Source organism: Mixta mediterraneensis, from assembly GCF_014946725.1.
Classification (GTDB): domain Bacteria; phylum Pseudomonadota; class Gammaproteobacteria; order Enterobacterales; family Enterobacteriaceae; genus Pantoea; species Pantoea mediterraneensis.
In genome coordinates, this window is record NZ_JACFXY010000001.1 from 690,551 (window position 1) to 710,401 (window position 19,851).

Annotated in this window: 15 protein-coding genes; all 15 read right to left on the reverse strand. The window is 53.2% G+C overall.

Translation table 11 applies throughout. From position 1 onward, the window contains the following. Positions 1-200 precede the first annotated feature (200 nt). Positions 201-2,906, reverse strand: a complete 2,706-nt coding sequence (secA, locus tag H2P46_RS03455) for a preprotein translocase subunit SecA (protein ID WP_193403799.1) — start codon at positions 2,904-2,906, stop codon at positions 201-203. A 72-nt stretch (positions 2,907-2,978) separates the two neighbouring features. Continuing rightward, positions 2,979-3,482: a secA translation cis-regulator SecM gene (gene secM / locus H2P46_RS03460; RefSeq protein ID WP_289776651.1), complete on the reverse strand. Its 504-nt coding sequence runs from the start codon at positions 3,480-3,482 to the stop codon at positions 2,979-2,981. Positions 3,483-3,786: 304 nt separating this feature from the next. Further along, the gene (lpxC, locus tag H2P46_RS03465) at positions 3,787-4,704 is read right to left on the reverse strand and encodes a UDP-3-O-acyl-N-acetylglucosamine deacetylase (RefSeq protein ID WP_193403801.1); all 918 of its coding nucleotides are present in this window, start codon (positions 4,702-4,704) and stop codon (positions 3,787-3,789) included. 101 nt (positions 4,705-4,805) lie between these two features. Beyond that, positions 4,806-5,960 carry a cell division protein FtsZ gene (gene ftsZ / locus H2P46_RS03470; protein WP_193403802.1) on the reverse strand — a complete coding sequence of 385 codons (1,155 nt, stop codon included), beginning with the start codon at positions 5,958-5,960 and terminating at the stop codon, positions 4,806-4,808. A 71-nt stretch (positions 5,961-6,031) separates the two neighbouring features. Further along, positions 6,032-7,288 (reverse strand): cell division protein FtsA, encoded by a 1,257-nt coding sequence (gene ftsA / locus H2P46_RS03475; RefSeq protein ID WP_193403803.1) that lies wholly within the window; start codon positions 7,286-7,288, stop codon positions 6,032-6,034. Next, positions 7,285-8,124, reverse strand: coding sequence for a cell division protein FtsQ (gene ftsQ / locus H2P46_RS03480; protein WP_193403804.1), 840 nt, complete (start codon positions 8,122-8,124; stop codon positions 7,285-7,287). The genes ftsA and ftsQ overlap by 4 nt, the downstream gene beginning before the upstream one ends. A 1-nt stretch (position 8,125) precedes the next feature. Then, positions 8,126-9,046: a D-alanine--D-alanine ligase gene (locus tag H2P46_RS03485; protein WP_193403805.1), complete on the reverse strand. Its 921-nt coding sequence runs from the start codon at positions 9,044-9,046 to the stop codon at positions 8,126-8,128. Continuing rightward, complete coding sequence (gene murC / locus H2P46_RS03490) at positions 9,039-10,502, reverse strand: UDP-N-acetylmuramate--L-alanine ligase (RefSeq protein ID WP_193403806.1); 1,464 nt, start codon at positions 10,500-10,502, stop codon at positions 9,039-9,041. The genes H2P46_RS03485 and murC overlap by 8 nt, the downstream gene beginning before the upstream one ends. Positions 10,503-10,569: 67 nt before the next feature. Continuing rightward, positions 10,570-11,631 carry an undecaprenyldiphospho-muramoylpentapeptide beta-N-acetylglucosaminyltransferase gene (gene murG, locus H2P46_RS03495; RefSeq protein ID WP_193403807.1) on the reverse strand — a complete coding sequence of 354 codons (1,062 nt, stop codon included), beginning with the start codon at positions 11,629-11,631 and terminating at the stop codon, positions 10,570-10,572. Beyond that, a complete protein-coding gene (gene ftsW / locus H2P46_RS03500) occupies positions 11,628-12,842 on the reverse strand; it encodes a cell division protein FtsW (protein ID WP_193403808.1) in 1,215 nt (404 codons plus the stop codon). The genes murG and ftsW overlap by 4 nt, the downstream gene beginning before the upstream one ends. Next, a complete protein-coding gene (gene murD, locus H2P46_RS03505; RefSeq protein ID WP_193403809.1) occupies positions 12,842-14,158 on the reverse strand; it encodes a UDP-N-acetylmuramoyl-L-alanine--D-glutamate ligase in 1,317 nt (438 codons plus the stop codon). The genes ftsW and murD overlap by 1 nt, the downstream gene beginning before the upstream one ends. Before the next feature lie 2 nt (positions 14,159-14,160). After that, positions 14,161-15,243: a phospho-N-acetylmuramoyl-pentapeptide-transferase gene (mraY, locus tag H2P46_RS03510; protein ID WP_193403810.1), complete on the reverse strand. Its 1,083-nt coding sequence runs from the start codon at positions 15,241-15,243 to the stop codon at positions 14,161-14,163. Beyond that, on the reverse strand, positions 15,237-16,598 hold the full coding sequence (gene murF, locus H2P46_RS03515; RefSeq protein ID WP_193403811.1) for a UDP-N-acetylmuramoyl-tripeptide--D-alanyl-D-alanine ligase: 1,362 nt from the start codon (positions 16,596-16,598) through the stop codon (positions 15,237-15,239). Before murF ends, mraY begins: the two co-directional genes overlap by 7 nt. Further along, on the reverse strand, positions 16,595-18,082 hold the full coding sequence (gene murE, locus H2P46_RS03520; RefSeq protein WP_193403812.1) for a UDP-N-acetylmuramoyl-L-alanyl-D-glutamate--2,6-diaminopimelate ligase: 1,488 nt from the start codon (positions 18,080-18,082) through the stop codon (positions 16,595-16,597). Before murE ends, murF begins: the two co-directional genes overlap by 4 nt. After that, positions 18,069-19,835, reverse strand: coding sequence for a peptidoglycan glycosyltransferase FtsI (locus tag H2P46_RS03525; protein WP_193403813.1), 1,767 nt, complete (start codon positions 19,833-19,835; stop codon positions 18,069-18,071). Before H2P46_RS03525 ends, murE begins: the two co-directional genes overlap by 14 nt. Positions 19,836-19,851 lie beyond the last annotated feature (16 nt).

Here is a 19,851-nt window from a genome sequence, read left to right on the forward strand (position 1 = left end):
GAAGTTAATCGCTTTAGCGCCCCAGATGCGATCACGCGGAACAGGCCGTCCCGCTGGGTTTTCACTTTATCGGGTGATTTGTCCTGTCACAACGTCAGGTTTAAAGAAGATGTGCTGTTTGCCGACGCTGTATAATGCAGCTTGCAGTAATCACCTGACCAAAAAAAGGAGCCAGTGGCTCCTTTTTTGCTTCGGATTGATCAGGCCAGACGACCATGACACTGTTTGTACTTTTTACCTGAGCCGCAAGGACAAGGGTCATTACGGCCAACTTTACGTTCGCCGCCTTGCTGCGCTAACGCTTCTGCGGCTAAGCTTTCATCATCAACGTGACTCAGCTGTTGCTGTTGTGCCAGACGCTCGGCTTCTTCACGACGCTGCTGCTCCATCGCCTCGATCTCTTCCGGCATGCGCACCTGAACCTTGCTCAGCGTACTGATCACTTCATATTTCAGTGATTCCAGCATCGCTGCAAACATAGCGAAAGATTCACGTTTGTATTCCTGCTTGGGATCTTTCTGCGCGTACCCACGTAAATGGATACCCTGACGCAAATAATCCATTGCTGCCAGATGTTCTTTCCACAGTGAATCCAGCGTTTGCAACATAACGCCTTTCTCAAAACTACGCATCGTTTCAGCGCCAACCGCCTCTTCTTTAGCGGCGTAGCCGACCATTGCCTGCTCCATGATACGTTCGCGTAACGTTTCTTCATGCAGATCCGGCTCTTTGTCCAGCCACTCTGCGATGGGCAGATCCAGATCAAAATCATTGCGCAAACGCTCTTCCAACCCAGGTACATCCCACATTTCCTCAAGCGATTGTGGCGGGATATAGGTGTCGATGGTGGTTTTATAGACATCCTGGCGAATGCTATTGATGGTTTCGCTTACATCAGAAACATCCAGTAATTCATTACGTTGGCTGTAAATAGCGCGACGCTGGTCATTAGCTACATCATCATATTCGAGTAATTGCTTACGAATATCGAAGTTGCGACTCTCAACTTTGCGCTGGGCATTGGCAATGGCTTTGGTGACCCACGGATGCTCAATGGCTTCACCCGGCTTCATGCCGAGTTTACGCATCATATTCGAAACGCGATCCGAGGCGAAAATACGCATCAGCGCATCTTCCATCGACAAATAGAAACGCGATGAACCGGCATCACCCTGACGGCCGGCACGCCCACGTAGCTGATTGTCGATACGACGTGATTCGTGACGCTCTGTCCCTACGATATGTAAACCACCTGAAGCGAGAACCGCATCGTGACGGACCTGCCACGCAGCTTTAATCTCTTCGATTTGCGCTTCGCTGGGCGCTTCGAGTTCGGCAACTTCAGCATGCCAGCTACCGCCCAGCATGATGTCAGTACCACGACCCGCCATGTTGGTGGCAATCGTTACCGAGCCAGGCTGGCCTGCTTGCGCTACGATGTCTGCTTCGCGGGCATGGAATTTGGCGTTCAATACATTGTGCCTGATACCCGCACGCGTCAGCTCATTTGATACCACTTCTGATTTTTCAATCGAAATCGTACCCACCAGCACCGGTTGTCCGTTCGCGGTACGCTCGCGAATATCTTCGATGATCGCGTCAATCTTCTCTTTCTCCGTCATATAGACCAGATCAGGCAGATCCTTACGCACCATCGGCCGGTTAGTAGGCACCACAATCGTATCCAGCTTATAAATCGAACTGAATTCAAAGGCTTCAGTGTCGGCGGTGCCGGTCATACCGGCGAGTTTTTCGTAAATACGGAAATAGTTCTGGAAAGTGATCGAGGCCAGCGTCTGGTTTTCATTCTGAATTTCCACGCCTTCTTTCGCTTCAATCGCCTGATGCAGGCCATCAGACCAGCGACGACCTTGCATAGTTCGTCCGGTATGCTCATCAACGATCACCACTTCACCGTCTTTTACGATGTAATCCACATCACGGGTGAATAACGCATGAGCACGCAGCGCAGCGGTGACATGGTGCATCAGCATGATGTTCGTTGGCGAATACAGGGACTCGCCTTCGTCCATGATGCCCTGGCTAACCAGCAGCTCTTCTACTTTAACCAGACCACGTTCAGACATGTGGGCCTGACGCGCTTTTTCATCCACCCAAAAATCCCCTTTACCCTGAAAGGTGTCGGAATCTTCTTTATCCTGGCGAATCAGATGCGGAATAATTTTATCGACCTTAATATACAGGTCAGAACTGTCTTCAGCAGGACCAGAGATGATCAGCGGTGTACGCGCTTCGTCGATCAAAATGGAGTCAACTTCATCCACTAAAGCGTAATGCAGTTTACGTTGCACACGCTCTTCCGGGCTGAACGCCATGTTATCGCGCAGGTAGTCGAAGCCGTATTCGTTGTTAGTGCCGTATGTAATATCGGCGGCATAGGCCTCGCGCTTAGCGGGAGCAGGCATACCTGGCAGATTGATACCAATCGACAAGCCAAGGAATTCGAACAGAGGGCGGTTGTTTTCCGCATCGCGCTGGGCCAGATAGTCGTTCACGGTAACCACGTGGACGCCTTTACCGGTTAAGGCATTGAGATAGGCGGGCAACGTTGCCGTCAGGGTTTTACCTTCACCCGTACGCATCTCCGCGATACAGCGGTCATTTAATACCATGCCGCCAATCAACTGAACGTCGAAATGACGCATGCCGAATACACGCTTATTCGCTTCACGCACCGTCGCAAAGGCTTCAGGAATCAGGCTTTCCAGCGTTTCACCTTTTTTCAGGCGCTCGCGAAACAGGTCAGTTTTACCCTTGAGCTCATCATCAGAAAGCTTTTCGAAATCCGGTTCCATCTTATTGATGACATCAACAGCTTTGCGCATACGACGCAAAGTACGATCATTGCTGCTACCAAAAACCTTGGTCAACATTTTAATTAACATAATAAATATATTCTCAATTCAGCCGTGACATCACGGGCTGCGAAAACTAAAAGAGTGAAGTAACCAAAAAGTTTAGAGCAAGAAGGGTCCGGCGCGGATGCCGTTTGCTTTAACGTGTCGCTCAATACAGGCAAACGTCTGGGCAGCGGGATGAGGTTTTAAATATTTTTCCTGCGGCGCAACGCGTAGTGCAGCGTGGGAAGTCAGCAAAGCATGAAGGGAGTCAATCAACGCCAGCTTTTGAGCCGCCAACGGTAATTCGCCCGGTTCATCAGCCTGCGCCTGTGGCGTTAGCGTAAAAGAGAGATGACGAATGACGGTGCGAATAGCATGTTGATGCCAGTAATCGACCGTAAAATTAGGGCGTCTTGCCGCTTCCTGTAAGCGAATCAGGTGATCGAAGCGGGCAGCATTGCCAATAAACAAACTACTGGCTGGTGAGTCTGATGAGACGTTAAGGTCAGAATTCTGTGCGCTCGCCGGTAAGCCAAGACTGGCCGCCACCATCCCCAACAGGAGATGAGGCCAGAAATAGCGTCTGCCTAATTGTCGCCAGCGTAAAAGAATTCCGATCACAACCTTTCCATCGCCCAAGGCTTGCCTTGCGCATCCATGATTATTTATTAACTGCGAAATGCAGTGGTGTTAAGCCTGTAAAAACGCCTGAGATAGTATCATTAATGTGGCGTGTCTACACCTGGGTTTAAAGTGGCTCTGGAATAAAACGCAGCTGTTTGTTTAGCAATTCAACAACTGGAACATTTGTTTGCGAGCAACGTCGCAACGTCATGCAGATAACAGCGAGGCATTAAAAAACGGCTGACGCCGCTGACCGGAGAGAGTGTCAGCATAGCCAGCCGTTTCAGATGTTCTGAGGTAATTAAGCCAGAACCAGATTCGGTGCTTTGAATGCCAGCGGCAATTCCGCTTCGTCTTCGAAAGTTGCCCATTCCCAGGCTTCTTGCTTAGCCAAAACAGCTTGTAGCAGCTTGTTATTCAATGCGTGACCAGATTTGAACGCGGTAAACGCGCCAATAATATTGTGGCCACACATAAACAGGTCGCCAATTGCATCTAACATTTTGTGACGAACGAATTCATCTTCAAAACGCAGGCCGTCTTCATTCAGGACGCGGAAATCATCCAGACCTATCGCACAATCTAAACTACCGCCCAGGCACAGGCCTTTAGACTGCAGATATTCGATCTCACGCATAAAGCCAAATGTACGCGCACGGCTGATTTGGCGAACAAACGCATCAGCAGAAAACTTCATCTGATAACGCTGAGAGCTGGAATCGATTGCCGGATGATTAAAGTCGATAGTGAAGTCAAGCGAGAAGCCATTGTAAGGCTTGATCTCGGCCCATTTATCGCCATCTTCAACCCGGACAGTTTGCTTAACACGTACGAATTTCTTCGCACTGTTCAGTTGTTCGATACCTGCATCCATCAGCAAATAGATGAACGGTGCAGCGCTGCCGTCCATGATCGGGATTTCTGGCACATCAACTTCAACAATAATGTTGTCGATACCTAATCCCGCCAGAGCAGCATTCAGGTGTTCAACCGTTGAAATACGCACGCCGTCATCATTCACCAGGCAAGTACTTAGCATGGTGTCGCGCACGTATTTTGCATCAGCCGGGAAATCAACCGGTGGATTCAAGTCGGTGCGACGATAGATGACCCCGGTATTAGCCGACGCAGGGCGCAATGTCAGTGTGACTTTCTTGCCGGTATGCAAACCGACACCTGTCGCCTGAACAATACGTTTTAATGTCCTTTGTTTGATCATCGTATTATCTCGCAATATTACCTTTCCAACCGCTAGTATACTTTACCAGCGGGTGGATACTTTAGCACAAAGAACGGAGATTCCCAATAATAGGGATATTCTTAATCAGCCTGCTTACGCAAAAAGGCTGGAATATCAAGGTAATCAGGTTCTTTATTAGATTGCGAAGTCTGGTCATTAACTACCTTCGCAGCCGGTTTTTGCTCCTGCGGCAGCGGCGACATGCCGTGCTGCTGATAGCGATGATCCATAACCGGTTGGCTGGCAGGCTTGTTGGTCACCAGCGTAATTTCTGGACGTTTGTCCATGCCGATACCGGTTGCCACCACAGTGACGCGCAGTTCGTCATTCATTTCTGGATCCAGTGATGTGCCGATCACCACGGTTGCATTGTCAGAGGCGAAGGCGCGGATAGTGTTACCCACGGTTTCAAACTCATCCAGACGCAGATCAAAGCCTGCCGTGATGTTAACCAGCACGCCACGTGCGCCAGACAGGTCGATGTCTTCCAGCAGCGGGCTGGAAATTGCCATTTCGGCTGCTTCTTCAGCGCGGTCTTCACCACATGCCACGCCAGAACCCATCATGGCGTAACCCATTTCAGACATCACGGTACGCACGTCAGCAAAGTCAACGTTCATCAGGCCCGGACGCGTAATCAGTTCCGCGATACCCTGCACTGCGCCCTTCAGGACGTCATTGGCAGCGCCGAACGCGTCAAGCAGTGAAATACCGCGACCCAACACTTTCAACAGCTTGTCGTTAGGAATAGTAATCAGTGAATCGACATGCTTAGACAGCTCAGCGATACCCTGCTCGGCAAATGCCATGCGCTTTTTGCCTTCAAAATTAAAAGGCTTAGTTACTACCGCAACGGTCAGGATACCCAAATCTTTTGCGACTTCAGCAACCACTGGCGCAGCACCGGTTCCGGTACCGCCGCCCATGCCTGCAGCAATAAACACCATGTCTGCCCCTTCCAGCGCAGAACGCAGTGCTTCGCGATCTTCTTCTGCAGAGTTACGACCCACTTCCGGGTTCGCACCCGCACCCAGACCTTTAGTAATGTTATTACCGATCTGGATAGTCTGGCCGACTGCTGTTTTACGCAACGTTTGCGCGTCCGTGTTAACAGCGAAGAATTCCACACCTTCGATACGCTCGCGTACCATGTGCTCTACGGCATTGCCGCCGCCCCCGCCGACGCCGATGACTTTAATCACCGCGTCATTGGTTAATTCCATAGGTTCAAACATGATTTCTCTCCGTTATGTGCCTGTCGCCTGGAGATCACTAAAAAAACCAGCATGATCTCCTTTTTCAAAAATTAAAACTCTTTTTTCAACCAACTGTTAATGCGCTTGAACCAATTTCCTACCGATGCACGCTTTTCAGTCTCTGCATCACCGTTCATGTGTGACTCTTTGCCGTAATGCAGCAGCCCCACTGCGGTTGAATAATACGATTCCTGCGCATAGTCAGTTAGTCCAGTAATGTTCAGCGGCTGTCCAATGCGCACCTGCGTATGGAATACGCGTTGCGCACAGGCCGCCAGTCCTTCAATTTGCGCGGCACCACCCGTCAATACAATACCGGCTGCCAGATGATGTTTCACGCCCTGCTGACGCAGTTGTTCCTGTAATTGCAGAATCTCGTCGTTGACCAGATTCAAAAGCTCGGTGTAACGCGGTTCAATCACTTCTGCCAGCGTCTGACGCTGCAGGCTGCGCGGAGGACGACCGCCAACACTCGGCACTTCGACATTCTCATCTTTTCCAACAATAGAACCCAGCGCACAACCGTGACGCACTTTAATCGCTTCCGCGTCCGTTGGCGGTGTACCAAATGCATAGGCAATATCGCTGGTTACCACGTTACCTGCATAAGGGATCACTTTGGTGTGACGCAGCGCGCCTCCCGTGTAAACCGCAATATCCATTGTACCGCCGCCAATATCGACAACACAGACCCCCAGCTCACGTTCGTCCTCTGTCAACACCGCAAAACTGGATGCCAGGCCGGCAAAAATCAGTTGCTCAACTTTCAGGCCACAACGTTCTACTGCCTTGACAATATTTTTTGCCATATCGTTGTGGCAGGTGATCAGGTGCACTTTAGCCTGCATACGCACACCGGAAAGACCGACCGGATTTTTGATGCCTTCCTGATAATCGATGGCATATTCCTGAGGAATAACATGCAGGATGCGATGTTCGTCACGTACGCGGACCGATTTAGCGGTATGTACTACGTTCTCCACATCATCCTGAGTCACTTCCTCTTCGGAAATCGGAACCATCCCGATTTCGTTCTGACAGCTGATATGTTTGCCCGATAATGCAAGGTAGACGGAGGAGATCTGGCAGTCAGCCATCAACTCGGCCTGATCGATAGCGCGCTGTACGCATTTCACTACCGACTCAAGGTCGTTTACGCCACCTTTATCCATTCCGCGGGACGGGCAACTGCCGACCCCAATAATGTTAACCATGCCATCGGGCAGAATTTCCCCAACCAGGGCGGCAACCTTCGCGGTGCCGATTTCGAGTCCAACTACCAGTTTTCTGTCCGTTGCCTTGATCATTGTTGTTTAGCCTGTGCCTGGTTCTGTTGCTGATTACTGTCCTGTGGCTCCATCACTACCGGCGTCCAACCCACAGAAGCGCCCGAGTCGTATCGCAAATCCACATAGCTGACACGTTTGTTCTCGTTCTGACCCTGCTGCTGCAGTACCGGGTAGAGCTCAATAAAACGGTTCAGACGCTTCATGGTGTCGCTGCGGCCCAGCTCAATGCGTACATCGTCGCTGGTGACCAACTGCCAGGAGCGTCGCGCCGTCATTGATGCGACCTTCAGGGTAAACTTCCCGGCTTTAAGTACATCGTCCATGCTGTGATACCCCGCCAGCACCTCTTTCTCGCTGCCTTCTGGCCCATACAACAACGGCATGATTTCCTTACCGATGTGATTGGCTGGTACGCTGAAGGCGTTCCCTTCTGCGTCTACCATATGCAAATCATTCCAGCGCGCTACTGGCGTATACTCAACCAGATGAATCTTCAGTTCGTCCGGCCACTGTTTACGCACGCTGACCTGTTTAATCCAGGGCAGACGCTCAATTTGCTGCTGGATAATGTCAACATCCTGCGACATAAACGTGCCGGGTGCACCGAGCGTTAAAATCGCCTGGCGAATATCGTCATGGGTGGTGTAATGCGTTTGCCCCGTTACCACCAATTTCGACAGCGGCAAGCGTGATGCATCATTCATCCACTTCAGCACCACTAAACCGCCAAAAACCATAATGCCCACAACGATCAGCAAAAATACGATGCCAAAAAGTCGGGCGCCGTTACTCCGTCCAGAGCGAATGCGCTCCTGGGGTTCACGGTTACGTGCATTCATCGCCGCCTGTGACATATCAGTCGGCCAACTCCAGAATACGGGCAACCAGCTGCGAAAAAGTCATTCCCGCCTGCTTTGCTGCCATAGGTACCAAACTGTGGCTGGTCATGCCGGGTGACGTATTCGCTTCCAGTAGCTGGAAGTTGCCCTCGCCGTCGATCATCACATCCACACGCCCCCACCCTCTGCAACCTAACGCACGCCAGGCTGCTAATACTAATTGCTGTAATTCTGCTTCACGCTCAGCACTTAAACCGCTGGGGCAGAAGTATTGAGTATCATCCGAAAGGTATTTAGCTTCATAGTCATAGAACTCGCTGGTGGTCTTGATCTGTATTGAAGGCAAAATTTGCTCGCCCAAAATACCGACGGTATATTCGCCACCGCTTAAAAAGGCTTCAATCAGCACGTCATCGTCATGCCGAAAAGCTTCTTCCAGCGCCGCAGGCAATGCGCTCAACGTGTTTACGCGACTAATGCCTACGCTTGAGCCTTCACAGCTCGGTTTCACAAACAGCGGCAAGCCCAACGCCGCGATAGCAGCCTGGGTTTCTGCATCAAGTCCTGCATTCATTTGCTGGCGCGTCAGCCAGACAAAGCGTCCTGATGGTAAACCGCGGCCTTGCCACAATAGTTTGGTGCGTAATTTATCCATGGTGACGGCTGAGGCCATCACACCGCTGCCGGTATAAGGCAGATCCATAAACTCCAGCACCGCCTGCAGCGTGCCGTCTTCGCCGCCACGTCCGTGCAGCGCGATAAATGCTTTGGCGAAGCCCTGCTCTTTTAATTTCAGCACCGGCATATCGCGTGTATCGAACGCGTGCGCGTCGATACCGGCTTCACGCAGACCCGCTAAAACAGCGTTACCCGACATCAGCGATACCTCGCGCTCTGCCGAGGTGCCGCCCATTAATACCGCAACTTTCTCAGCCATGATGCTCCTCCGGTTGCAGCCTGCAGTCAGCCAGCTTACGCGCGACCTTGCCCACATTGCCCGCGCCCTGTACCAGGATCAGATCATTGCCCGACAGCAACGGTGCCAGCATTTCCGGCAGCGCCTCATGGTCTGGCACTAAAATCGGGTCAACTTTCCCGCGTCCCCGGATGGTGCGACACAGCGAGCGGCTATCGGCGCCTGGGACTGGCGCTTCACCGGCGGCATAAACATCCAGCATCAGCAGCACATCCACCTGTGACAACACATTAGCGAAGTCATCGAACAGATCGCGAGTTCGCGTATAGCGATGCGGCTGAAACACCATCACCAGCTTTTTATCGGGCCAGCCCGCACGCGCCGCTTTAATCGTGGCATCAACTTCGGTGGGATGATGGCCATAATCATCTACCAGCATCGCGCTGCCAGCGTGACCATTAACCGGTTCAGTTGGGTACTCGCCTAACAGATCAAAGCGGCGTCCCGTACCCTGAAAACTTTCCAGCGCCGCCAGGATAGCGTTGTCATCAATGCCTTCTTCACTGGCAACCGCGACCGCAGCAGCAGCATTGAGGGCGTTATGGCGGCCCGGCGCATTCAGCGTGACGTGCAGGCGCGGCTTATCCTGACGCATTAAAGTGAAACGCCCCTGCGAGCCACGTTGCTCGTAATTTTCAATACGGAAATCAGCATCGTCACTGAAACCGTACGTCGTAATTTGACGGCCCACGCGCGGGATCAAATCGCGGATCACGACGTCATCGACACACATCACCGCACGTCCATAAAATGGCAGGTTGTGCAGGAAGTTGATGAACGTCTGCTTGAGATTCTCGAAGTCACCCTGGTAGGTATCCATGTGATCGGCTTCGATGTTGGTAACAATGGCGACCATCGGTTGCAGATGCAGGAACGACGCATCGCTTTCATCCGCTTCCGCGATCAGGTAACGACTGCTGCCGAGACGCGCATGCGTGCCTGCGGCTTTCACTAACCCACCATTTACGAAAGTGGGATCCAGCCCGCCTTCGGCGTAAATGCTTGAAACCATGGCGGTGGTGGTGGTTTTACCGTGCGTACCCGCAACCGCAATGCCATGACGAAAGCGCATCAGTTCCGCCAGCATCTCAGCACGACGGATTACCGGAATACGCTGTTCCCTGGCGGCAACCAGCTCCGGGTTGTCCTGCGCTACCGCACTGGAAACCACCACAACGCTGGCATCAGTGACGTTCTCAGGGCGATGGTTAAAATAAATTGTTGCTCCCAGCGCAGCGAGATTCTGCGTCACCGGGTTCGGCGCCAGATCAGAACCGCTGATATGGTAGCCTTCATTCGCTAACACTTCGGCAATACCGCCCATGCCAGCACCACCGATGCCGACAAAGTGGATGTGCCGGACGCGACGCATCTCAGGCACGATAGAACGCAGTTTTGCCAGTTGTTGTGTATTCATCGCTCTCAATTACCTGCTGTTTCAGTTTGTGCTCAGCGTGAGCACAGGCCAGTCGGGCTGACCAGATTCATTGCTTTGCGGCACGAGCCACTTCCAGCGCGACCCGATCGGTCGCATCGGGAATCGCCACCTGACGCGCTTTCTCAGCCATCATCAACAGGGTCTGGCGATCCCAGTGGCGCAGCGTGTCCGCTACGGCATCCGCAGTAAATTGCGGTTGCTCAAAAATTTTGGCCGCTCCCGCTTTCTCCAGCGGTAACGCGTTCCAGTATTGCTGGCGATCTTTATGCTGGAACGGCACAAAGATCGCGGGTAATCCGGCTGCGGCAATTTCGCTCACGGTTAACGCACCGGAACGACAGACCACCACATCAGCCCAGGCATACGCGGCCGCCATATCATCAATAAACTCGGTCACGTTATGCTGTGTTTGCCCGGTCTGCTCGTAGGCTTTTTGCACTTCAGGCAGCCCGCCTTTGCCGGTCTGATGCCAAATCATGATTTGCTCGCCCAGTTCGGCGGCCACCTCGGGCACCGTTTGATTCAATACGCGTGCGCCCTGGCTGCCCCCTATCACTAAGACGCGAATCGGGCCGCTACGTCCGGCCAGACGTACTTCCGGTAAGGGTAATGCCAATACATCGTTGCGTACTGGATTGCCCACCACGTCCGCTTTCGGGAACGCGCCGGGAAAAGCCTGCATCACCTTGCTGGCTATCTTTGCCAGCCATTTGTTAGTCAACCCGGCGATGCCGTTTTGCTCATGTAATACCACCGGAATGCCGCAACTCCACGCCGCTAAACCGCCAGGACCAGATACGTAGCCTCCCATGCCAAGCACCACGTCCGGCTGCCATGCTTTCATGATGGTTCGCGCCTGACGCCACGCCTTGAAAATACGCGCCGGTGCTAACAGCTGTGCTTTGACGCCTTTACCGCGCAATCCACTGATGCGGATAAAATCAATTTCGATGCCGTGCTTCGGCACTAAATCAGCTTCCATACGGTCGGCAGTTCCTAACCAACGTACCTGCCAGCCCTGTTCCATCAGATGACGGGCAACGGCCAGACCGGGGAATACATGTCCGCCAGTACCGCCCGCCATCACCATCAGTCGCTTACCGCTCATCGACCACCTCGGGTAAACGCCTGGGCTTTCGCCAGACGCGTTTCATAATCTATGCGCAACAGGAACACGATCGCCGTCGACATAATGATCAAGCTGGAGCCGCCGTAGCTGATCAACGGTAACGTCAAACCTTTAGTCGGCAACATACCCGCTGCCGCCCCGACGTTAACCAGCGCCTGGAAACTAAACCACACGCCAATTGAACAGCCTAAAAACCCGGAAAAGCGTTGATCGATCTCCAGTGCGCGGCGTCCAATCGACATTGCGCGAAAAGCGACGAAGAATACCATTAACAGCGCTAAAACCACACCGATGTAGCCGAGTTCTTCACCAATAATGGAGAAAATAAAATCGGTATGGGCTTCAGGCAAATACTCAAGTTTTTGCACTGAATTCCCGAGTCCCTGCCCCCAAAATTCACCGCGGCCAAACGCCATCAGCGACTGCGTTAGCTGGTAGCCGCTACCGAAGGGATCTTCCCATGGGTTCCAGAAAGAGGTTACACGGCGCATACGATAAGGTTCAGCGATGATCAACAGCACCACAGAGAAGATACCGGAGCCGATAATCGCCAGGAACTGCCACATTTTTGCACCCGCCAGGAACAGCATCGCCAGCGTGGTAACAAATAACACGACGACAGTACCGAGATCCGGCTGCGCCAGAAGCAATACCGCCAGTACCACCATCACGCCCATCGGCTTACAGAAGCCCCAAAAATTGTTACGGACCTCTTCTACTTTGCGCACCAGATAACTGGCGAGATAGCAGAACAGCGCCAGCTTGGATAATTCGGCGGGCTGAATACGCAGCGGGCCCAGAGCAATCCAGCGTGATGCCCCATTTACCGAGCTACCCACTACCAATACGATGAGCAGCATCACCACGGTCGCCATCAACATAACGTTGCTGTAGCGCTGCCAGAAATCCATTGGGACCCGTAATGTCACCAGTGCCATACCCAGTGCCAGCACCAGATAAAAAGCATCACGTTTGGCAAAATAGAACGGATCTTCTGATAAGCGTTGACCTACCGGCATGGAGGCTGATGTCACCATGATGAAACCAATGACCGACAGGCCGAAGGTCAACCACAGCAAGGTTCGGTCATAGAGCACCAGCGAAGTATCGTCACTTTCACGCGATCCCATCACCCAGTCTTTCAGGCGGCCAGAGAAGTAGCCCGTCAATCCAATGCCAGGAATACGCATCAGCTCAGCTCCTTCGCCAGTTGCGCAAACGTGTCGCCACGCTGCTCAAAATTGCGGAACTGGTCGAGGCTGGCGCAGGCTGGCGATAGCAGTACCATGTCACCGGGCTGAACCTGCGCGGCAATTTGCTCTATCGCTTGCTGCATGGTGTCGGTACGTACCGAGACTTCAGGACGTAACGCTGCCAGCTCATCACCATCCTTGCCAAAGCAGAACAAACGTAAATTATCGCCTTGCAGATAACGCCTGAGTGGCGAAAAATCTGCCGCTTTACCGTCTCCACCGAGTAGCAGCCACAGCGTGCCTTTGACCTGCAACCCTTTTAGCGCCGCTTCGGTGCTGCCGACGTTGGTGGCTTTTGAATCGTTAATCCAGCGCACGCCGTTATGTTCATGCACTAACTGAAAGCGATGCGCTAATCCGTTATAGGACGTTAGCGCCGCCAGGCTGGTTGCACGCGGCAAGCCAACGGCATCGGCTAACGCTAAGGCAGCCAGCGCATTGGTATAGTTATGCTGCCCACTTAACTGCATTTCGTCGGTATTCAGCACCTTCTCGCCTTTTACGCGCAACCAGGTCCTGCCCTGCTGCTTGTTCAGATGATAATCGCCCACGTCGATACCAAAGCTGACACAGCGCGAATCAGCCCCGCGCACCGGCATCGTTAAGCCGTCATCGGCGTTGACCACACAAACCTGTGCGTTTTCATAGATACGCAATTTAGCGGCGCGATATTGCTGCATCCCCAACGGATAGCGATCCATATGATCTTCCGACACGTTGAGAATGGTGGCAGCAGCGGCCTTCAGGCTATGCGTGGTTTCCAGCTGGAAGCTCGACAGCTCAAGCACATAAAGCTGTGCCGGAGACTTCAACAGGCTCAGCGCTGGCAAACCAATATTGCCGCCGACGCCAACTGACCAGCCCGCTGCTTTTGCCATTTCGCCGACCAGCATGGTCACGGTACTTTTTCCGTTTGAGCCGGTGATCGCCACGACAGGTGCCTGCGCTTCACGACAGAACAGTTCAATATCTCCAACGATTTCGATGCCCGCTTCAGCCGCTTCGCTCAATGCCAGGTGCGACAGAGCAATACCGGGGCTGGCGACAATCAGATCGGCAGCCAGCAGCCAGTCGAGGTTGAGGCCGCCCACATGACACTCAACCTGTGAAGGAACCTGGTCGAGGCCGGGCGGCGACACACGGGTGTCCATCACGCGCGGTGTGGCACCTTGCGCTAAAAAGAAATCAACACAGGAAAGCCCGGTCAGGCCCAGTCCAATGATGACGACTTTTCTGCCCCGATAGTCAGCCATAATTAACGTACCTTCAGCGTGGCCAGGCCAATCAGCACCAGCATCAGCGAAATAATCCAGAAGCGCACGATAACGCGCGGCTCCGGCCAGCCTTTCAATTCGTAGTGGTGATGGATCGGCGCCATGCGAAAAATACGCTGGCCACGCAGCTTGAACGATCCCACCTGTAAAATCACCGACAGGGTTTCAACCACAAATACGCCGCCCATGATCACCAGTAAAAACTCCTGACGCAGCAGCACGGCAATAGTGCCCAGCGCGCCACCTAGCGCCAGTGAACCCACGTCGCCCATGAAAACCTGGGCCGGATAGGTGTTAAACCACAGGAAGCCCAACCCTGCCCCGACAATCGCGGTGCAAACAATCACCAGTTCACCTGCGTGACGAAGATAAGGAATATGCAGATATTCAGCGAATTTCACGTTACCGGTTGCCCAGGCAACCAAAGCAAAGCCTGCAGCAACAAAGACGGTTGGCATAATCGCCAGGCCATCAAGGCCATCGGTTAAGTTCACCGCATTGCCCGTACCCACAATAACGAAATAGGCCAGCAGCACATAAAACAGGCCCAACTGCGGCATGATGTCTTTGAAGAACGGCACCACCAGCTGTGTGGCCGGTGTATCTTTCCCCGCCAGATACAGAGCAAAGGCAACGCCTAATGAAATCATCGACATCCAGAAATATTTCCAGCGCGCGATCAGGCCCTTAGTGTCTTTGCGCACCACTTTGCGATAGTCATCAACAAAGCCGATAATACCAAAGCCCACCAGCACCACTAATACGCACCAGACATACGGGTTCGCAGGATACGCCCACATCAATACCGAGAGGGTAATCGATGTGAGAATCATAATGCCGCCCATCGTTGGCGTGCCGCGCTTACTAAAATGTGACTCGGGCCCATCGTTACGCACCACCTGACCAATCTGCAGTTTTTGCAGCCAGGCAATCAAACGCGGCCCCATATACAGAGAAATAAACAGAGCGGTCAGCAGGCTGACAATGGCGCGAAACGTCAGATACGAAAAGACGTTAAAACCTGAATAAAATGCGACCAGATGTTCGGCCAGCCAAACTAACATGTTCCTTTCTCCTGTAAGCTCTGTACTACCTGCTCCATGGCGGCACTACGCGAACCCTTAATCAAGACAGTCATTGCTTTATGCTCGGACAACAGCGCCCGTAATCGTTCAGTAAGCGTCGCTTTATCGCTGAAATGTTCGCCAACGCCACTGCTTTCACTGATGAGGTGGCTGATTTTTCCCGTACTCAATACGCGATCAATGCCGGCCGATTTAGCCGCAAGCCCAACTTCACGGTGGCACTGTTCCGCTTCATTACCCAGTTCCGCCATATCGCCGACGACCATCACCCGGTAGCCCGGCATTTCACCCAGCACCTGGGCCGCCGCCGTCATTGAACCGACGTTAGCATTGTAGCTATCATCCAGTAAAAACTGGTACGTCGATAGGCGGATTGGGAACAGCCGTCCGGGAACAGGCTGCAGTGTTTTAAGGCCGGCCTGAACTGCACTTAGCGGTGCATCTACCGAAACCGCCAGCGCGGCGGCAGCCAGGGCATTAGCAATGTTATGTCGGCCCGGTAACGGCAGCGAAATCGCCACGTCGCCACGTGGGGTATGCATTGTAAAGTGGGTTCCATCCTGACCAATGCTGATATTGCTGGCAGAGAAATTGCAGCCCTCTTCTGCCTGTGAAGAGAAGCGCCAGACCGTTTTGCCATGAAGATGTTGCTGCCAGTGCGGCCAGTCGTTACTCTCTGCATTGAGAATCGCGGTGCCGTGAGCCGGCAAACCAAAAAAGATTTCGCCCTTCGCTTTGGCGACGCCATCCAGCGATCCAAAGCCTTCAAGGTGAGCGGCTGCCAGATTATTCACCAGAGCGCTTTCAGGTCTTACCAGTTCGGTCGTATAAGCGATTTCGCCTTGATGGTTGGCGCCCAACTCAATCACTGCATATTGATGCTCCGCAGTCAGACGCAACAGCGTCATCGGCACGCCGAAATCATTATTCAGGTTACCGGCGGTATAAAGCGTTTCGCCGCATTGACGTAAAATCGCCGCGGTCATCTCTTTCACCGACGTTTTACCGGATGAGCCAGTTAATGCCACCACGCGCGCTTTCGCCTGCTGACGTACCCATGCCGCCAGCTTGCCGAATGCCAGTCGCGTATCCTGGACCACGACCTGCGGTACGGTGACAGGTAAACGTTTATTGACAAGCAGAGCCAACGCCCCGTTAGCGATAGCCTCGTCAACCAGGTCATGGGCGTCAAAGCGTTCGCCTACAATGGCAATAAACAGGCAGCCTGCGGTGACTTTACGCGTATCAGTAGTGACATCATTGAGCGTTAAATCACTGCCGGACAGCGTCCCGCCGGTGATTTGCGCTAAGGTGTGCAAGGAAACGGGAATCATGCCGCGCCTCCTAATAAAGCCGCAACGGTCGCACGGTCAGAGTAATCAAGACGGCGATGGCCAATGATTTGATAGTCTTCATGGCCTTTGCCCGCCACCAGTACGATGTCGTCTGGCTGGGCTTGCATGATGGCGTTGGTTACCGCTTGTGCACGGCCCGCAACAACGCAGGCGCGGCCTGGGTCGAGCAGACCGCTGAGAATATCATTCACAATGGCTTTAGGATCTTCGCTTCGCGGATTGTCATCGGTTATCACCACCACATCAGCAAATTGCTCGGCAATGGCTCCCATCAGTGGGCGCTTACCTTTATCACGGTCGCCACCGCAGCCGAACAGGCACCAGAGTTTGCCTTTGCAGTGTAGCCGCGCTGCGTCTAACGCTTTTTCCAGCGCATCCGGCGTATGGGCATAATCCACCACGACTGTTGGCTTACCCGCGGCGCTAAACACTTCCATGCGGCCAGTTACTGGCTGTAACTGCGGCGCAACGCGCACTAAGTCGCTCAGCGAATAACCTAATGCCAGCAGGGTCGCCAATGCCAGCAGCAAATTATTCACGTTAAAAGCCCCCATCAGGCGGCTATCAATCTCACCTGTGCCCCAGCCTGAGCTGAAGCGGATATGGGCGCCATTATCATGATACGTAACGTTGTCAGCTTTCAGCCAACGGCCGCGACAGCCTGGCTGCAAGTTGCTTTCCATGGTTACCGCGACGGCATCTGGCAACGTGGCTAACCAGCGGCGGCCTACTTCATCGTCGGCATTGAGAATGGCTTCGCCAACCTGATGTTCAGAGAACAGTCGCCATTTGGCTGATTCGTAGCTCTGCATATCGCCATGATAATCAAGATGATCGCGGCTGAGATTGGTGAATACCGCAGCGGCAAACGGCAGCGCGGCGACACGATGTTGCACTAAACCGTGGGAGGAGATTTCCATTGCCGTCAGGGTTGCGCCCTTCCCGGCCAGATCATGCAGCACATGCTGTATATCCACTGCGGAGCCGGTGGTATTTTCAGTTGGCGTGAGTTGACCCACCAGACCGTTGCCTACCGTACCCATCACTGCACTGGTTTCACCCAACAGCTGCGCCCATTGCGCCAGCAATTGCGTCGTTGTGGTTTTTCCGTTAGTACCGGTTACGCCAATTAATTTTTGTTTTTCACCCGGCTGCTGATAAAAACGTCCCGCTAAAGCCGACAAGCGTTGATGCAGCTGAGCCAGGTAAATTACCGGCACACCATGCATTTCGCGGATTTCACCGTCCATTGCCTCGCCTTCCGCTTCAGCAATCACGGCAGCAACGCCCTGAGCAATAGCTTGCGGAATAAAACGCCGTCCATCGGAGTGGTGGCCTGCAACAGCCACAAACAGATCGCCTGAAGCCGCGATGCGGCTATCAAGAGTCATGTCACGAAGCTGACGCGCCGGCGCGTCTGGCACCCATGGGCCAAGTAAATCGCGCAGGTTACGATCTGTCACTTGATTCCTCACTTCTGTTAGTCACCAACTCGTTCTTGTCATTCACCGGCAACGCGTCTGGCTCAACATTCATGGTGCGTAAAACCCCGCCCATGATGGCGCCAAACACGGGTGCAGAAACTGCACCGCCATAATATTTACCGCCTTGCGGATCGTTGATCACCACGACCAGCGCAAAACGTGGACGGCTGGCTGGCGCAACGCCCGCGGTATAAGCAATGTATTTATTGATGTAGCGTCCATCCGGGCCAACTTTTTTCGCCGTTCCGGTTTTAATCGCGATACGGTATCCCTTGATGGCAGCTTTTACACCGCCACCACCTGGCAGCGCTACGCTCTCCATCATGTGCATCACGGTTTTTACCAGTGATTCATCGAAGACGCGCTGCCCAGCGACAGGCGGATCCACTTTGGTAATCGACAGGGGACGATTAATGCCATAACTGCCGATCGTTGCGTAGACTCGCGCTAACTGTAACGGCGTTACCATTAGCCCGTAGCCGAAAGAGAAGGTGGCCCTCTCTATGTCAGACCACCGTTGTTTTTGAGGGTATAAGCCACTACTTTCCCCGACCAGCCCCAAATTGGTCGGTTTGCCCAGCCCAAAGCGCGCGTAAGTATCTACCAGCGCAGAGGAAGGCATCGCTAACGCCAAATGTGAAACTCCGACGTTACTCGACTTCTGCAGAATCCCCGTCAGGGTCAATTCGTTATAACGCGCCACATCTTTGATCTCATGACCATTTACGCGATACGGCAAGGTATTCAAAACGCTATTTTCTTTGACCACACCCCGTTGCAGCGCCGTCATCACCACCATTGGTTTCACTGTCGAGCCTGGCTCAAAGATGTCGGTAATGGCGCGGTTGCGCATCAGCTCTTTTGGGGTATTGCTAAGATTGTTGGGGTTATAAGCGGGGCTGTTAGCCATCGCCAGTACTTCGCCGGTATTTACATCGACCAGTACAGCCGTACCCGATTCGGCTTTATTAAAGGCTACCGCGTTATTCAGTTCACGATAAACCAGCGCCTGTAAACGCTCGTCGATACTTAACGTCAGATTGTGTGCCGCCCGGCTGTCTACAGAAGAGATGTCTTCAATCACCCGACCATAGCGATCTTTACGCACCGTACGTTCCCCCGGCGCGCCGGTTAGCCATTTATCGAAGCTCTTTTCAACGCCTTCAATACCCTGACCATCAATATTGGTAAAACCGATCAAATGCGAGGTGACCTGCCCTGCCGGGTAATAACGGCGGGATTCTTCACGCAAATGAATACCAGGCAGCTTGAGCTTTTTAACGTATTCGCCGATGGCAGGATTCACCTGGCGCGCCAGATAGACAAAGCGTCCTTTAGGATTGGCATTAACGCGCGTAGCCAGCTGATCAAGGGGGATGGAGAGCGCATCGGATAGCGCTTTCCAGCGGCTATCCAGGGTTACGCCACCACCGGCGTGCAGCTCTTTTGGATCGGCCCAGATAGCATTAACCGGCACGCTTACGGCCAGCGGACGACCCGCGCGATCGCTGATCATACCGCGCGCGGTGGGAACCGCCTGCACGCGCAGCGAACGTAAATCGCCCTCTTTTACCAGCTTGTCTGGGTTGATCACCTGTAACCAGGCAACACGCGAAAGCAGCCCGCCCAGTGCCAGCAGAATGCAGCCACACAGCAACGCGAAACGCCAGCTTACAAAGCTGGCTTTATCTTCCGGTTTTTTCAACTTCAGCGTTCTGCCCGCGCCGCTCATTCGCTGTTTGAGGTCC